Source organism: Streptomyces sp. NPDC051822, from assembly GCF_044452745.1.
GTDB lineage: Bacteria > Actinomycetota > Actinomycetes > Streptomycetales > Streptomycetaceae > Streptomyces.
In genome coordinates, this window is the sequence record NZ_JBITBZ010000015.1 from 117,824 (window position 1) to 132,478 (window position 14,655).

Sequence of the window (14,655 nt, forward strand, 5' to 3'; positions counted from 1 at the left end):
CGTGTCCGACCCTGATCCGCCGGACAGGCCCTAGACGTCGCTCAGACGCCGGAGTCGTTCGGTGAGCCGGTCGGTGGCCCGGTCGGCGAGATGGACGCCGTGGACGGCGTTGAAGAACCCGTGGGTGAACTCGTGCAGCGACGCGATCTCCGCCGTGGGCACGCGCCGATCAGACGTACCGATCCGCGGATCGCCGCGCAGATCCTGGAGGCCCTCGGGGACGCGCGGACGGTACTGAACGTCGGCGCGGGCACCGGCTCCTACGAGCCCGCCGACCGCCATGTGACCGCGGTGGAGCCGTCGGCGGTCATGCGGGGCCAGCGGCTCGCGGGCGCGGCGCCGTGCGTGGCCGCCACCGCGGAGAACCTGCCGTTCGGGGACGGCTCGTTCGACGGGGCGATGGCCGTCTCCACCGTCCACCACTGGGGGGACCCGATGGCCGGGCTGCGCGAGATGCGGCGCGTGGCCCGCCGGGTGGTGGTGCTCACCTTCGACACCGACGAGCCCGGCTGGCAGGACCGGTTCTGGCTCACCCGCGACTACCTGCCCGAGTTCGCCGTCCTCCTCGCGGACTTCCCCTCGCTCGCCGGGATGGCCGGCGCGATCGGGGCCCGCGCCGAGCCGGTGCCCGTTCCCTGGAACTGCACCGACGGCCTGTTCGAGGCGTACTGGCGCCGGCCGGACATGTACCTGGAGGAGCACGTACGCCGTGCGATGTCCGTGTGGACGAAGGTCGGGCCGGAGGCCGAGCGGCGGGCGGTACGGAGCCTCGGCGACGACCTCCGGTCCGGTCGGTGGGCCGAACGCAACAGCGAGCTGGCCCGTCTCGACGCGTCGGATCTCGGCCTGCGCCTGCTCGTCGCCGAGTGACGTGTCCCGCGGGCCGGGACCGGCCCGCTCAGAACACGGACAGGCCCGTGATCGTGGTGAAGCGGTCGAGCGCCGTCACACCCGCCACCGAGTTGCCCCGGCTGTCGAGGCCCGGACTCCAGACGCACAGGGTGCAGCGCCCCGGGACCACGGCCACGACCGCCCCGCCGACGCCGCTCTTGCCCGGCAGGCCCACGCGGTAGGCGAAGTCACCGGCCGCGTCGTAGGTGCCGCAGGTGAGCATGACCGCGTTGACCTGTTTGGCCTGGCTCCGGGTCAGCAGGCGGCTGCCGTCGGCGCGCAGGCCGTGCCGGGCCAGGAAGCCGGTGGCCAGGGCCAGGTCGGCGCAGGAGGCTTCGAGGGAGCACTGGCGGAAGTACTCGCGCAGCAGGTCGGGGACGGGTCCTGTGATGTTGCCGTAGGAGGCCATGAAGTGCGCGAGGGCCGCGTTGCGGTCGCCGTGGGCGGCTTCCGAGGCGGCCACGCCGCTGTCGAAGGCGAGGTCCGGGTTGCCGCTCTCGGCCCGGAGGAAGGCGAGCAGGCTGCCCGAGGCGTCGCCGGTCAGCCGGTGCAGGCGGTCGGTGACGACGAGGGCGCCGGCGTTGATGAAGGGGTTGCGGGGGATGCCCTGTTCGTACTCCAGCTGGACGAGGGAGTTGAAGGGGTCGCCGGAGGGTTCCCTGCCGACGTGGGCCCAGAGTTCCTCGCCCTCCCCGGCGAGGGCGAGCGCCAGGGTGAAGACCTTGGTGACGGACTGGGTGGAGAAGGGGCGGCGCCAGTCCCCCACCCCGTAGACCGTGCCGTCGAGTTCGGCCACGGCCATGCCGAAGTCCGTAGGGTCGCCCGCGGCGAGGGCCGGGATGTAGTCGGCCGGGGTGCCCCGGTCCGTGAGTCCGGCGATCTCCTCGGCGATGCGGTCGAGTACGGGCTGGAAGGAGGTGGTCGTGGTCATGCGCCGGCCCGGGCTCCCCGGTCCTCACGGGTCCGCAGGGCGTCGGCGAGGCCGAGGTCGCCACCGGGGGGCGCGGTGAAGTAGCGGGCGACGTCCTCGTCCGTGACCTCGTCGAGGCGGGCCGGGGTCCAGTGCGGGTCGCGGTCCTTGTCGACGACCTGGGCGCGGATGCCCTCGACGAGGTCGGGGGTGGTGAGCGCGGCGCAGGAGACCCTGAACTCCAGGTCGAGGACCTCTTCGAGGGTGGCGAGGGCGCGGGAGCGGCGGAGGGTGGCCAGGGTGGCCTTGAGCGCGGTCGGGGATTTCGCGAGGAGGGTCGTGGCCGCCTCCTTGGCGGCGGGCACCCCGGTCTCGAAGAGGCGCTCCACGACGGTCTCGACGGTCTCGGCCGGGTAGCAGGCGTCGATCCACTCCCGCTGCTCGGCGAGGACGCCGGCCGGGGCCGTGGCGGTGTGGCGGGCGACGGCCTCCTCTGCGGGCAGGCGGCTCAGGTCGCGCACCAGGGCGGGGAGTTCGGCGGAGGGGACGAAGTGGTCGGCGAGGCCGGTGAGGATCGCGTCGGCGGCGCCGACGTGGCCGCCGGTGAGGGCCAGGTGCGTGCCGAGTTCGCCGGGGGCGCGGCCGAGGAGGTGGGTGCCTCCGACGTCGGGGACGAATCCGATGCCGGTCTCCGGCATGGCGACGCGTGAGCGTTCGGTGACGACGCGGACGGAGCCGTGCGCGGAGACGCCGACGCCGCCGCCCATGACGATGCCGTCCATGAGGGCGACGTAGGGCTTGGGGTAGCGGGCGATGCGGGCGTTGAGCCGGTACTCGTCGCGCCAGAAGGCCGCCGAGGCGGTGCCGCCGGCGCGGGCGTCGTCGTGGATGGCGCGGATGTCGCCGCCGGCGCAGAGACCGCGTTCCCCGGCGCCCTCGATGACGACGGTGGCGACCGCCGGGTCGTGCTCCCACTCCGTGAGGGCCGCGTCGACGGCGAGGACCATGGGGTGGGTGAGCGCGTTGATGGCACGGGGGCGGTTCAGGGTGATGATTCCGGCCCGGCCCTCCGTCCGGAGGAGTACGTCGGCGGTTCCGGTCGGCACGATCACTCGGTCCCTTCGGGTGGCGCGGCTCGCTGTCCCGATCACCGTACCGGGCGGGTACGGAGGGACGAGCGGCAGCCGGTCCTGTCACGGGGGCGCCGGGAGTGGCGGCAGCGACGGGAGGCCGAGGCCTGGGGCAGGAGGGGATCCGCGGGGGACACGAGGGCGGGAAGGACATGAGGGCGGGAAGGGGACGGGAGCGGGAAGGACTCATCCGCTTCTCGCGGATCCGGATTGCACGGTGCGCGGTCCGTGAGGGCCGCTACCCCGTGTCCTCACTGTGGAGTCCTTCCCGTCCCTTCCATGGAACCACCGCTCCGGCGGGGACGCGAGCCCCCGCCGGAGCGGTGAGGGAAGGGTTCAGGCCGGGAGCAGGTCCTGGGGGACGCGCACCTGGCGGGGGGTGGACAGGCGGAGCTCGATGATGTCGCGGACGGTGGGCCATTCCTCGTCGAGGATCGAGTAGAAGGCCGTGTCGCGGACGGCTCCGTCGAGCCCGCGCGAGTGGGCACGGCGGACGCCTTCGCAGCTCGCTCCGAGCCGTTCGATCGCGATTCTGGAGCGGGTGTTGCGGGCGTCGGCGCGCATGGTGATGCGCCGGACGCCCCAGGCTTCGAAGGCATGCCGGAGCATGAGGTACTTGGCCTCGGTGTTGATGCCGGTACCCCGGGCGTCCCCGGCGATCCAGGTGTTGCCGATCTCGGCGGCGTCCGGCACGGAGGTCAGCGGATCTCCGTGCGGCATGCCGGGGAGGGGCGGCCAGGTGAGCGGGCCCCTCCAGTAGTCGAGTTCGAGGAACCGGGTCGAACCGATGACTCGTTCGTCGGCCGTACTCACCAGGGCGAAGGGCAGGGATCGTCCTGCCGCCTGATCGGTCAGGGCACGGGCGATGTAGTCGAGGGCCGATTCGAAGCCGTCGGGTACGGGGGTGAAGGCGTAGGCCGCTCGGTCCGCCCCGCCGGCCCGGGCGAGGGCTTCGGCGTGCCGCATCGCCAGCGGCTCCAGGCGCACGGAGCGCCCGGTCAGGAGAACAGGTACTGGCACGGAACCTCGGGTCTTTCACGGGCAGGGAGAGCTTCCGCCGTGGGGTGACCGCGGCGGCGGCAAGGGGGAGGTTCTCGCCGGTGCCGATCTTGTCGTGAGAGCGACAAACAAGCAGGTAAAACGGTTCGTCACCGGTGCGAGGAGGACAGTATGCAGCCACAAGCGCTCGGAGAACAGAACCCCCGGAGAACCCGGGTACACGCGCGGGTGAAGGCTCGCGCGCGCCCGGGTCTGACCGGTCTCAGACAACGGACGGGGCCGCCCGCCAGTCGGACGGCGGGACGGTTCAGACGCAGGTGGGGTGGCCCCAGCCGTCGGGGTTCTTGGAGATGGTCTCGCCCTTGTCGTAGGCCTTTCCGCAGCGGCAGCGGCCGGCGAATCTCGCCTTGAGCGTGCCGCCCGACGGGCGTGTCCTTCGTGCGGAGGAACCACCGGAGGAACCACCCGGGGAGGCGCCCGCGGAGCCGGAGGGCGCGGAGGAGCGCACGCGGGGCGCGGAGGAGCGTGTCGGGGCCTCCGGCGGGGGCAGCGGGGCACCGGCGTCCGAACCCGTGGGCTCCTGGGTGCGGGCGGTGTGGCTGGCCGCGCGGTCGGCCGCGTCGTTGAGGGGGTCGCCGTCGACCTGGTGCGCGGGCACGTACACGAAGTCGACGTCCCGGCCGGTGAGGAGCGCGTCGATCCGGACGACCAGCTCCTTGTTGGCCACGGGGCTGCCGGACGAGGTCTTCCAGCCCTTGCGGCGCCAGCCGGGCAGCCAGGTCGTGACGGCCTTCATGGCGTACTGCGAGTCCATCCGGACCTCGACGGGCACGGCGGGGTCGAGCGCTTCGAGCAGCCGTTCGAGGGCCGTGAGTTCGGCCACGTTGTTCGTCGCCCGGCCGAGCGGGCCCGCCTCCCAGCGGTCGATGCCGCCGTCGGTCCGGCCGATGACCCATGCCCAGGCCGCGGGCCCGGGGTTTCCCTTCGACGCGCCGTCGCAGGCCGCGATGATCTTTTCCACCATCCCACGATCCTGACACGACGGCGGGGGCGGGCCGTCCCACCCCCGCGTCGCGACGGCCTTCCCGGCCTCAGAAGGCGCCGTAGTTCACCTGCCAGGTGGGCAGGCCCATACGGCGCCAGAGGGCGACGACGCGGTCCCGGTCGTCGAGGGAGACGCGGACGGCGTAGCGGTGGCGTACGTGGGCGTCGAACAGCTCCGCCTTCACCAGGTCGTCGCCGCGGCCGTCGCCGGACGCACGCATCCACAGTTCGTCGTAGGGCACCTCGTGGCGGGCGAGCCAGCTCTCGGTGAGGGCACGGTGGTCCTCGCTCCGGCCGGAGAGGAGGACGATCCGGTCCCTCTCGCTCTGCCGGAAGGCGCGCAGGGCGTCGCGCACGGAGACGTTGAGCAGGTCGCGGTCGCAGCGCGTGAAGTCGTACGGCCCCCGGTCGACGCGCAGCGCGAGGGTGCCGTCGATGTCGCACATGACGGCGGTGGGCAGGCCGGGGTCCGCGACGTAGGCCTCGACGGCCGGCCGGTCGTTGAGCCAGTCCGCGGTGAGCCGCCAGCCGCCCCGGGTGGCCTTGGCGTGCTTGTCGGCGAGGATCCGGATGATCTCCTCGCCGACGGGCCGCTCGCGCGCGGCGTCGCGGCGGACGCACTCGTCGACGGGCACGGACGTGAAGTCGTGGACGGCGAAGGTGGCCAGGCCGGCGACGGCGGCCTTCAGCCGCTTGGGGATGTGCGGGGTCAGATGCGTGTTGTCGACGACGACGTCGAAGCCGTCGTCGACGGCCGCGCGGACGGCGGCGTCCTGGATGCCGAGGACGGTCTGCTCGTGCGTGCGGGAGTGGCCCCGGTGGTCGGCCGTGCCGGTCGCGGGGAGGTCGAGCATGGCGCGGAGGTCGTCGAGGTTGACGCGGCGCACGCGGCCCTCGGCGGCGGCCTGGAGGGCGCGGGCGGCCGTCGTCTTCCCGGAGGCCGGGAGGCCGGTCATGACGTGAACGACAGGCACGGTCAGTTCTCCTGGTCGGTGGCGAAGGGGTCGGCGGTCTCGGGGCGCAGCTGCCGCCACACGAGGAGGTCGGTGGGGCGCCCGTCGAGGCGGAGGAACAGGGCGGCGCGCAGGCCGCGGTCGGACACGCCCGCGGCGGCGCGGGCGAAGGCGCCGCGGTCGCCGGCGAGGTGGGCCAGGCGGGCGTACGCCTCGTCGACGGCCCGCTCGCGCTCGGCGGCGGCGGCTTCCAGGCCTGCGATCACCTGGCGCACCCAGGCGTCGAACTCGTCCGGCACCTGTTCGAGGAGCGCGTCGAGGGGCTTGCCGCCGGAGGCCTCGACCTCGGCGACGGCGCAGCCCAGGCCCTTGGCCAGTTCGGCGGCGGGCAGGGCGGCGAAGCGCTGGATGCCGTGGCCGCGCCAGACGTCGCGCTCGGTGACGCCGGTGAGCACCTTGTGGAGGCGGACGTACTCGGCGAGCTTGGCCTTGGCGCGCAGACCGGAGGCGAAGCGCAGGACGAAGCCCTCGGCGTCGGTGCCGGTGGCCCGGTGGCCGCCCGGGAGGGTGTTGGACTCGGTCAGGGCGACGAGCTCGGCGACGCTCATGGCGGGCCAGGTGCGGACGATCGAGCCGACGGGGTCCCAGCCGGTGGCGGCCTCGGCGAGGGGGACCTCGGTGCCGTCGTGGCCGAAGGCGGCGAGCAGGACGAGGTCGCGGCGCTCGCCGTAGTTCACGACGATGCGGTTGCCCGGGTACAGGATCTCGGCGAGGTACGTCACACCGGGCGTGAGGCCCGTCGTGTCGGCGGCGTCGAGGCGGCGCTGCGCCCAGGTCGCCTGGGCGCTGGTGAAGGAGCCCTTGGAGGCGACGTGCCAGCGGTCGTCGTAGTGGAAGACGACGGCGAGGCTGCCGTCGACCTTGTCGTACACCTCGAACGGCTCGTCGGGCAGCGGCGGCGCGTAGGGACGCCCGGTGGCGTGTTCGGAGACGTTGAAGAACTTGGGGAGGGGGAGGGCGACGATCCGTCCGGTCGCGTCGTCGGCGACGAGTCCGCGGCAGCGCGTGGTCGCCCGGTTCCAGTGCTGGGCGTACTGGCACGCGCGCGTGTACGTGTAGATGGACAGCGGCAGCGCGGGGTGCCGTTTGCGCGTGACGTGCCCGTCCGCGAGCGCGGTGGCGAGTTCCTCGGACGGCATCAGGTCGTGCAGAGTCAGGGTCGCCTGGCTCATGGGGTCCCTCCCGGGTGTTCGATGATCCATTCTCGGTCGGCGGGGCCGGGGAGCACAGCGATTTTCCGGGTCCGGGCCGGAAGGGGAGGAAATGTGCGCGCTCCCGATCCCGGGCGTGTCGGTGGTGCCCCGTAGACTCGCCGTCTCCACGCCGGTGACGTCGCCGGCGCAGACGAAGGAAGCGAGCCCCATGAACCACGCGGACGGCACGGCACCGATCTACGCCGAGCTCATACGGGAGCGGGGGGATGTTCCGGGTGACGTCCGCCAGGTCGCCGAGGAGGTTCTGCGGGACCTGAGCCGGGTCATCCAGGTACCGCCGCAGGGCTTCGCGGGACCGCAGGGCGCCGTCGCGCACTCGGGTGCCGTGGCGCACACCGGCGCCGTCGCGCACCCCGGGGCCGGCGGACAGATGGGCGTCGGCGGGCAGATGGGCGTCAACGGGCACGCGGGCGTCGTGGGCCAGGCGGGCGCCGTGCTGCCGCACCGTCCGATGCGGTAGGGCCTGTCCTTCGGATCAGGCCGGATCAGGGAGCGGGGCCTGGTACGTGCGATCGCAAGGCGGAGGAGGGAGTCAACGCGGAGCGTTGGGGACCGACGACAACGCGGCGAGCGTGCGTACCAGGCCCCGCGAGCCCGGCCTGATCCGAAAGACAGGACCTGGCCCCCGCGCCGGCCCGGCCGCTCCGGTGGCCCTCACGACAGCACTCCGCTCCGGCCCGGTCCCCCGGGTTCCGGGCGTTGTCAGTGCCGTGCGCCATGCTGCTCACCGGACGGCCCGTGCCACGGTGGAGCGGGCCGCGAACGGGATCAGGGGATGACGACATGGCCGAGGTTCTGCTGTTCCACCACGCGCTCGGGCTGACGCCGGGCGTCGGCGCGTTCGCCGACGAGCTGCGGCGGGCCGGGCACACGGTGCACGTGCCCGACCTGTACGACGGGCGGACGTTCACCGACCTGGAGGCCGGCGGCGGATACGCCCAGGAGATCGGTTTCGGCACGCTCGTGGCGCGCGGCGAGCGCGCCGCCGAGGGGCTGCCGGAGGACATCGTCCTCGCCGGGTTCTCGCTCGGTGTGCTGCCCGCGCAGAAGCTGGCGCAGACCAGGGCGGGGGCGCGCGGCGCCCTGCTGTTCGGCGCCTGCGTGCCGGTGACGGAGTTCGGCGGGTCCTGGCCGGAGGGCGTGCCCGTGCAGGTGCACGGGATGGACGCCGATCCGTACTTCGTCGACGAGGGTGATCTGGCGGCGGCCCGCGCGCTCGTGGCGGACGCGGCGGACCGGAGGCTGTTCCTGTACCCGGGCAGCGCGCACCTGTTCGCGGAGGCCGGGGCGCCGTCCCACGTGCCGGAGGCCGCCGCGCTGTGCGTCGAGCGGGTCCTGTGCTTCCTTGGCGGGATCGATCGCTGACCGCGTGAGGCACTGAGGGACTCGCGGGCCGGGTGGGTCAGCCGATCGGCTGACCCCGGTGTCGTCCGTCCCGCCGCGTACCGGGGGCCGCCTGTCGGACCGTGCGGCGCCGTGTCCGGGCGGAGGATCGGGGCAGGGTGCGGGCCCGTCTCCTGACGGGGCCGCCCGGTGTCCGCCGTACCGAGGAGTCCGACATGACGAAGTACCGCCGCACGTCCCGAACCGCCCGGGTCCTGCTGCCCGGAGCGGCGGCCGCGGCCCTCCTCGCCGGTTGCGCGCCCGGGTCCGGAGGGCCGGCGTCGGCGGCGGGCCCGACGCCGCCGGCCGGGGTGTCCCCCACGGCAGGCTCGTCGGTCACCGTGACGCCCGCGCCGACCGCGCCCGCCGGGAAGCCCGCGCCGGGCACGCTCCTGGTCGGCGACTTCGGCTCCGACACGGTCACCTTCGTCGACCCCGCGCGCGGTGCCACGGGCTCCGTGAAGGTCGGTACCGCGCCGTACGGCCTGGTGGTCGGCGCGGACGGGCGGGCCTGGGTGGCGACCGCCGAGGGCGTGGCGGTCGTGGACACCGCGACCCGGCAGCGGCTGGCGCTCGTCCCGTACGAGACGGACGCCGGGCCCGTGACCACGGGCGAGTACCGGGGCGGCGGCATGGGCATCGCGCTCGCGCCGGACGGGCGACGGGTGTACGTGGGGGTCAACGTGCCCGGCGGGAACGGCACCCTGGAGGTGATCGACACCGCGGCCCTGAAGGTCACGGACACCGTGCCGGTGGGCCGGCGCCCCTTCGACGTGGACGTGTCGCGTGACGGCGCTGAGGTGTACGCGACCGGCCACGACTCCTTCGACGTCACGGTCGTCGCGGCGGGGACGCTGGAGGCGCGCCGGGTGGAGGTGGCGCCGTACGGCACCGAGGGCGGGCTCGGCTCCTGGCTCAAGCCGCACTACACGGCCGTACGGCCCTCGGACGGCAAGCTGCTGCTGCCCTTCGAGGGCGAGCGCCTGGCCGTCGTCGACCCCCGCACGGGCCGCACCACGATCGAGCCGATGACGGCGAACACGCACCAGCACGGGGCGACGGTGACCGCCGACGGGACGCTCCTGACGGTGGGTACGGGGCCGATCGACCGAGACGTAGACCGCGGTCCCTCCCTCACCGTCCGGACGCCCGGCGGGGCCGAGCGGGTCTACCCGCTGGAAGGGCCGCACGAGAGCGTGGCCGTGTCGAAAAACGGCGAAACCGCCTATGTGACCGGTGGATTCACGCGGGACGGGTACTGGGACGGTCTGAGCATCGTCGACCTGGACACGGGCGACACCCGGCGCCTCGCCGCGGGCTCGCGCCCGCTGGGGATCGCGGTCCTCTGACCGGGGCCGCGTTCACGCCGAGGAGCGATACCGCCACAATGGCGATAGAAAGGGTGAACGACTGATAGTCGGCGAAAAACTGGCCATATGGGCTTTACGAGCCGCATCCGATGGCTCCTTGCACGCTCCTACGGAAGGGCGGACAGCGTGACGCGACCGAGGATTCTCGTGGTGGGCGCGGGATTCGCCGGAGTGGCCTGCGTACGGAGGCTCGAACGGCGGCTCGTCGAACGGGAGGCGCACATCGCGCTGCTCTCGCCGTTCTCGTACCAGCTGTATCTGCCGCTGCTCCCCCAGGTCGCTGCGGGTGTACTGACCCCGCAGTCGGTCGCGCTGTCGCTGCGGCGCAGCGAACGGCACCGCACCCGGATCGTGCCCGGCGGCGTGGTCGGGGTGGACACGGCGGCGAAGGTCTGTGTGGTGCGGACGATCTCCGGCGAGTACGTGACCGAGCCGTACGACCATCTGGTGCTCGCGCCCGGCAGTGTGACCCGCAGCTTCGACATCCCGGGGCTCGCCGAGCACGCGCGCGGGATGAAGACGCTCGCCGAGGCGGTGTACATCCGCGACCACGTCATCGCGCAGCTGGACCTGGCGGACGCGAGCAACGACGAGGCGGAGCGGGCGGCACGGCTGCAGTTCGTCGTGGTCGGCGGCGGATACGCGGGCACGGAGACGGCGGCCTGTCTCCAGCAGCTCACCCACAACGCGGTCAAGCGGTACCCGCGCATCGACCCGAAGCTGATCAAGTGGCACCTGGTGGACATCGCGCCGAAGCTCATGCCGGAGCTGGGCGACAAGCTGGGCGCCGCCGCGATGGACATCCTGACCAGGCGCGGGATCGAGGTGTCGCTGGGAGTGTCGGTGGCCTCGGTGGACGAGGAGACGGTCACGCTCACCGACGGACGGGCGCTGCCGAGCCGGACGCTGATCTGGACGGCCGGGGTGGCGGCCAGCCCGCTGATCGGCACCCTCGGCGCGGAGACCGTCCGCGGCCGGCTCGTCGTCTCTGCCGAGCTGGCGGTGCCGGGGTTCGACGGGCTGTGGGCGCTCGGCGACGCGGCGGCGGTGCCCGACCTCGCCAAGGGCGCGGAGGGCGCGATCTGTCCGCCGACCGCGCAGCACGCGATGCGGCAGGGGAAGGCGGTCGCCGACAACCTGGTCGCGACGCTTCGCGGGGAGCGGACCCGGCCGTACGCGCACAAGGACCTGGGGCTCGTGGTGGACCTCGGCGGGCTCGACGGGGTGTCGAAGCCGCTCGGCGTGGAGCTGCACGGGATGCCCGCGCAGGCCGTGGCCCGGGCGTACCACTGGGCGGCGCTGAGGACCAATGTGGCCAAGACCCGGGTGATGACGAACTGGCTGCTGAACGCCGTGGCCGGGGACGACTTCGTACGGACCGGGTTCCTGGCGTCGAAGTCGGGCACCCTGCGGGACTTCGAGTACACCGACGCCTACCTGACACCGGAGCAGGTGCGCGGCCACACGGCCTCGTTCCGGGGGGCCCTCGGGACCGGCGGGAGCAGCTGAAGCCCGGTGGGCCTGATGAGCCCGGTGGTGCCCGCCGGTCCCGGCGCGCTCAACGTGCGAGATCGGGAGCCGGGCCCATGACGACGACGGGTTCCGCGGCCGGGTCGAGGGCGCGGATCAGTGAGCGCAGGGCCTCGCGTTCCAGGGCGACGCAGGCCTGGGTGGGGCCGCCGTGGTCGACGTGGATCCAGACCCCGCCGCCCTTCCCGGCGCCGAGCGGGCGCTCCTTGTCCAGCGGCGTCCTGCCCGGCACCCGGTTGTAGTCGATGGCGATCACGTGGTCGAAGGAGCCTTCGAGGGGCTCGCCGGAGAAGCCGGTGCCGCTGATGGCGAACTCCGGGTCCTGGTCGTACGGGAAGCGGGCGCCGGGATCCGGCAGCCGGCCGCCGGTGTCGCCGATCCGGAAGACCCCGATCGGCGTGCGGAGGTCACCGGCCCGGTGATCGGCGGTCCAGCCCTTGAGCGCGTTGTGGGCGGGCCAGGGTCCCGCGGCCTGGGTCCAGGGCCCACCGGGGCTCCGCTGGTACAGCGTCGCGGTGGAGGTGTTGTCGTCGGCGGTGGCGCCGGTGACGACGAGTGCCTGGGTGGTGCCGTCGGGGACGAGGGCGTGGGTGCCGGGGCCGATGCCGGGGATCCGGGGGACGGGTACGGCGGCGGAGGCGAGGCTGCTCGCGGCCTCGCCCGCGGCACGGGGTGGCGCGCCTTCGGGGCGGGAGTCGCCGACGGGCGGGGACGTGACGGCCGGCCCACCGGACGCGGCGGGGGCGGACGGTGCGCCGTTCGCGCAGCCGGCGAGCAACAGTGCCGCGCACAGTGTGCCGGCGCTCAGCAGCGCGGGGGCGCCCTTGCGGACGGACATGGACGGATCCTCCTGGCCGGGGGCAGTGCTGCGATCCGTACCCGTTCGGCGTGCGGCCCTGCCGCACCGCCGGTGCCCTCACCCGTACGGCGGCACCGTCCGGGTCCGGTCGTGCGTCCGAAAGCGGTTGACCGGCCGGGCGGGAGCGCGGTTTCCTGCCCGGATGAACGATCTTCGTATGGAGCGGGCCAGGAGCGAGGCACAGCTCGCGGACTGGCGGGCCGTCCACAACACGATCATCCCCACGGCCGTCCTCTCCCTCGACGAGGTGCGGGAGCGCGCGGGCCGCAACCGGCTGGACGTCGCGTACCTCGGGGAGGTGGCGGTGGGCTGTTCGACGGTGCGCCCTCCGGACGAGGAGACCGCGGCGGCGACCGTCATCGCGCGGACGCTGCCCGGGTTCCGGGGGCGCGGGATCGGCACGGCGTTGTACGAGCGGGGGCTCGCGCACGCGCGGACGCTGAGCGACGCGGGGTTGGAGACGGTGGTGCTCGCCTCCAACGAGGAGGGGCTGCGGTACGCGCTCGCCCGCGGGTTCGTGGAGGTGGAGCGGTACGTCCTGCCGGGCGACACGGTGCCGTTCGTGACGCTGCGCCTTACCTGACGGTACGTCAGATCGCGCTGTCATAGGGCTGGGAACCTTCGGTGCCCGGCGCTACCCTCCGCGCATGATTCGGACGGTGGTGTGGGGTACCGGAAATGTCGGGCGCGCGGCGATCCGCGCCGTGGACGCCCATCCAGGTCTTGAGCTCGCGGCCGTGCTGGTCGCCGATCCGGCGAAGGTCGGCCGGGACGCGGGGCGGCTCGCGGGGCTCGGGCGCGATCTCGGGGTGGTGGCCGTCGACGACGTCGGGGCGGTGCTCGACGGGCGGCCAGGGGCGGTGGTGTACGCGGCGTCGGGCGACACCCGGCCCGACGGGGCGCTCGACGACGTGGCCCGTGCGGTGCGGACGGGCGCGGTGGTGGTCACGCCCGCGCTCTATCCGCTGTACGACCAGCGCAACGCGCCGCCCGAGTTCCGGGATCCGGTGCTCGCGGCGGTCGCCGACGGAGGCGGCTCGCTCTTCGTGTCGGGGGTGGATCCGGGCTGGGGCAACGACGTCCTGCCGCTGCTCGTGAGCGGGCTCGGAAGCACCGTCGACGTGATCCGCTGTCAGGAGATCTTCGACTACTCGACGTACGAGCAGGAGGAGTCGGTCCGGGACCTGATCGGGATGGGCCGGCCGATGGAGTACGAGCCGCCCATGCTGCTGCCTTCGGTGCCGACGATGGTGTGGGGCGGCCAGGTGCGGCTGATGGCCCGCGCGCTCGGCGCGGAGCTCGACGAGATCCGCGAGACCGTGGACCGGCGGCCGTTGGAGTCCACCGTGAAGACCCGGACGATGGGCGTCTTCGAGGCGGGCACGCAGGGCGCGATCCGCTTCGAGGTGCAGGGGATCGTCGACGGAGAACCCCGGATCGTGATCGAGCACGTGACCCGTATCCATCCCTCGTGCGCACCGGACTGGCCGGTGCCGCCGGACGGCGCTGGGGCGCACCGGGTGATCGTCGAGGGGAGTCCCCGGATCGAGGTGACGGTGGCGGCGACCGCCGAGGGCGAGAACAGGTCGGCGGGCGGGAACGCCACGGCGGTCGGCCGGCTCGTCGGGGCGATCGACTGGCTGGTGGCGGCCGGGCCGGGACTGTACGACGCGCTGGACGTGCCGTTGCGGCCGGCGGTCGGGAAGCTGGGAAGGAGACCGCGGTGATCATCGACATTCCCGAGGGCCAGGAGCCGATCGGGTACGTGTGGGGCGACATGGTCCCGGAGATCGGGACGGCGGCGGCGAACTTCTCGCTGTCCGTGTACGCCCATACGACTCTGGGCCTGCGCGAGTTCGAGGCGGCACGGCTGAGGATCGCGCAGATCAACGGGTGCGGCTTCTGTCTGGACTGGCGTACGGACCGGGACGGGGTGAAGGTCGAGGAGGGCTTCGACGAGGTCGTCGCGGCATGGCGGGAGACGGCGGTCTCGGAGGCCTTCGACGAGCGGACGCGGCTCGCGGCCGAGTACGCGGAGCGGTACGCGCTCGACCACCACGGTCTGGACGAGGAGTTCTGGGGCCGGATGACGGCGCGCTACAGCCAGGCGGAGATCGTGGAGCTGACGATGAGTCTCGGCTCGTGGCTCGCGTTCGGGAGGCTCAACCGGGTGCTCGGGCTTGACACGGTGTGCGTGCTGCCGACCCACTAGGGGGTGTCTTGCCGATCAGGCCGGATCAGGGAGCGGGGTCTGGTGCCGTGGATCGCAAGGCGGAGGAGGGCGCCATGGCGGAGCCATGGCAACCGACGAC

Annotated in this window: 15 protein-coding genes and 1 pseudogene; 8 read left to right on the plus strand and 8 right to left on the minus strand. The window is 73.5% G+C overall.

Features of this window, described 5'->3' with window-relative positions:
- Positions 1-30: 30 nt before the first annotated feature.
- Positions 31-162, minus strand: coding sequence for a hypothetical protein (locus ACIA8N_RS33730; protein ID WP_365787426.1), 132 nt, complete (start codon positions 160-162; stop codon positions 31-33).
- A 9-nt stretch (positions 163-171) separates the two neighbouring features.
- Here ACIA8N_RS33730 and ACIA8N_RS33735 point away from each other — a divergent pair.
- Positions 172-870, plus strand: a pseudogene (locus tag ACIA8N_RS33735) (class I SAM-dependent methyltransferase); the annotation flags it as partial.
- 28 nt (positions 871-898) lie between these two features.
- Here ACIA8N_RS33735 and ACIA8N_RS33740 read toward each other — a convergent pair.
- The 6 genes from ACIA8N_RS33740 to ACIA8N_RS33765 all read right to left on the minus strand — a co-directional run bounded on the left by ACIA8N_RS33740 (position 899) and on the right by ACIA8N_RS33765 (position 7,159).
- Positions 899-1,822: a glutaminase gene (locus tag ACIA8N_RS33740; RefSeq protein WP_365787424.1), complete on the minus strand. Its 924-nt coding sequence runs from the start codon at positions 1,820-1,822 to the stop codon at positions 899-901.
- Positions 1,819-2,907 (minus strand): enoyl-CoA hydratase/isomerase family protein, encoded by a 1,089-nt coding sequence (locus ACIA8N_RS33745; protein WP_399416866.1) that lies wholly within the window; start codon positions 2,905-2,907, stop codon positions 1,819-1,821. Before ACIA8N_RS33745 ends, ACIA8N_RS33740 begins: the two co-directional genes overlap by 4 nt.
- A gap of 360 nt (positions 2,908-3,267) precedes the next feature.
- Positions 3,268-3,951, minus strand: a complete 684-nt coding sequence (locus ACIA8N_RS33750) for a GNAT family N-acetyltransferase (RefSeq protein WP_030555239.1) — start codon at positions 3,949-3,951, stop codon at positions 3,268-3,270.
- A 286-nt stretch (positions 3,952-4,237) separates the two neighbouring features.
- Complete coding sequence (locus ACIA8N_RS33755) at positions 4,238-4,954, minus strand: ribonuclease H (RefSeq protein ID WP_365787420.1); 717 nt, start codon at positions 4,952-4,954, stop codon at positions 4,238-4,240.
- 67 nt (positions 4,955-5,021) lie between these two features.
- Positions 5,022-5,948, minus strand: coding sequence for an AAA family ATPase (locus ACIA8N_RS33760; protein WP_365787418.1), 927 nt, complete (start codon positions 5,946-5,948; stop codon positions 5,022-5,024).
- A gap of 2 nt (positions 5,949-5,950) precedes the next feature.
- Complete coding sequence (locus tag ACIA8N_RS33765) at positions 5,951-7,159, minus strand: RNA ligase (protein ID WP_365787416.1); 1,209 nt, start codon at positions 7,157-7,159, stop codon at positions 5,951-5,953.
- 190 nt (positions 7,160-7,349) lie between these two features.
- Between ACIA8N_RS33765 and ACIA8N_RS33770 the strand changes: the two genes are divergently transcribed.
- From ACIA8N_RS33770 to ACIA8N_RS33785, 4 genes are all read left to right on the plus strand, one after another.
- The gene (locus ACIA8N_RS33770; protein WP_365787459.1) at positions 7,350-7,661 is read left to right on the plus strand and encodes a hypothetical protein; all 312 of its coding nucleotides are present in this window, start codon (positions 7,350-7,352) and stop codon (positions 7,659-7,661) included.
- A 323-nt stretch (positions 7,662-7,984) separates the two neighbouring features.
- Positions 7,985-8,566, plus strand: coding sequence for a dienelactone hydrolase family protein (locus ACIA8N_RS33775; RefSeq protein WP_365787414.1), 582 nt, complete (start codon positions 7,985-7,987; stop codon positions 8,564-8,566).
- A 194-nt stretch (positions 8,567-8,760) separates the two neighbouring features.
- Positions 8,761-9,933, plus strand: coding sequence for a YncE family protein (locus ACIA8N_RS33780; RefSeq protein WP_399416867.1), 1,173 nt, complete (start codon positions 8,761-8,763; stop codon positions 9,931-9,933).
- Between the two features lie 147 nt (positions 9,934-10,080).
- Positions 10,081-11,463 carry an NAD(P)/FAD-dependent oxidoreductase gene (locus tag ACIA8N_RS33785; RefSeq protein WP_365787410.1) on the plus strand — a complete coding sequence of 461 codons (1,383 nt, stop codon included), beginning with the start codon at positions 10,081-10,083 and terminating at the stop codon, positions 11,461-11,463.
- A gap of 49 nt (positions 11,464-11,512) precedes the next feature.
- Here ACIA8N_RS33785 and ACIA8N_RS33790 read toward each other — a convergent pair whose 3' ends face one another.
- A complete protein-coding gene (locus ACIA8N_RS33790) occupies positions 11,513-12,322 on the minus strand; it encodes a L,D-transpeptidase family protein (protein ID WP_365787408.1) in 810 nt (269 codons plus the stop codon).
- A gap of 163 nt (positions 12,323-12,485) precedes the next feature.
- Between ACIA8N_RS33790 and ACIA8N_RS33795 the strand changes: the two genes are divergently transcribed.
- The 3 genes from ACIA8N_RS33795 (at position 12,486) to ACIA8N_RS33805 (ending at position 14,555) form a co-directional block, all read left to right on the plus strand.
- Entirely contained in the window at positions 12,486-12,926 is a 441-nt protein-coding gene (locus ACIA8N_RS33795) for a GNAT family N-acetyltransferase (RefSeq protein ID WP_365787406.1), read from the plus strand.
- 64 nt (positions 12,927-12,990) lie between these two features.
- On the plus strand, positions 12,991-14,070 hold the full coding sequence (locus ACIA8N_RS33800) for a dihydrodipicolinate reductase (protein WP_365787404.1): 1,080 nt from the start codon (positions 12,991-12,993) through the stop codon (positions 14,068-14,070).
- On the plus strand, positions 14,067-14,555 hold the full coding sequence (locus ACIA8N_RS33805) for a carboxymuconolactone decarboxylase family protein (RefSeq protein ID WP_365787403.1): 489 nt from the start codon (positions 14,067-14,069) through the stop codon (positions 14,553-14,555). Before ACIA8N_RS33800 ends, ACIA8N_RS33805 begins: the two co-directional genes overlap by 4 nt.
- Positions 14,556-14,655 lie beyond the last annotated feature (100 nt).

What these genes read in the sequence shown, in the direction of transcription:
- ACIA8N_RS33765 (WP_365787416.1), bottom strand. Translation starts at nt 7,159, where the DNA reads ATGAGCCAGGCGACCCTGACTCTGCACGACCTGATGCCGTCCGAGGAA.
- ACIA8N_RS33755 (WP_365787420.1), bottom strand. Translation starts at nt 4,954, where the DNA reads ATGGTGGAAAAGATCATCGCGGCCTGCGACGGCGCGTCGAAGGGAAAC.
- ACIA8N_RS33775 (WP_365787414.1), top strand. Translation starts at nt 7,985, where the DNA reads ATGGCCGAGGTTCTGCTGTTCCACCACGCGCTCGGGCTGACGCCGGGC.
- ACIA8N_RS33740 (WP_365787424.1), bottom strand. Translation starts at nt 1,822, where the DNA reads ATGACCACGACCACCTCCTTCCAGCCCGTACTCGACCGCATCGCCGAG.
- ACIA8N_RS33790 (WP_365787408.1), bottom strand. Translation starts at nt 12,322, where the DNA reads ATGTCCGTCCGCAAGGGCGCCCCCGCGCTGCTGAGCGCCGGCACACTG.
- ACIA8N_RS33800 (WP_365787404.1), top strand. Translation starts at nt 12,991, where the DNA reads ATGATTCGGACGGTGGTGTGGGGTACCGGAAATGTCGGGCGCGCGGCG.
- ACIA8N_RS33780 (WP_399416867.1), top strand. Translation starts at nt 8,761, where the DNA reads ATGACGAAGTACCGCCGCACGTCCCGAACCGCCCGGGTCCTGCTGCCC.
- ACIA8N_RS33770 (WP_365787459.1), top strand. Translation starts at nt 7,350, where the DNA reads ATGAACCACGCGGACGGCACGGCACCGATCTACGCCGAGCTCATACGG.
- ACIA8N_RS33795 (WP_365787406.1), top strand. Translation starts at nt 12,486, where the DNA reads ATGAACGATCTTCGTATGGAGCGGGCCAGGAGCGAGGCACAGCTCGCG.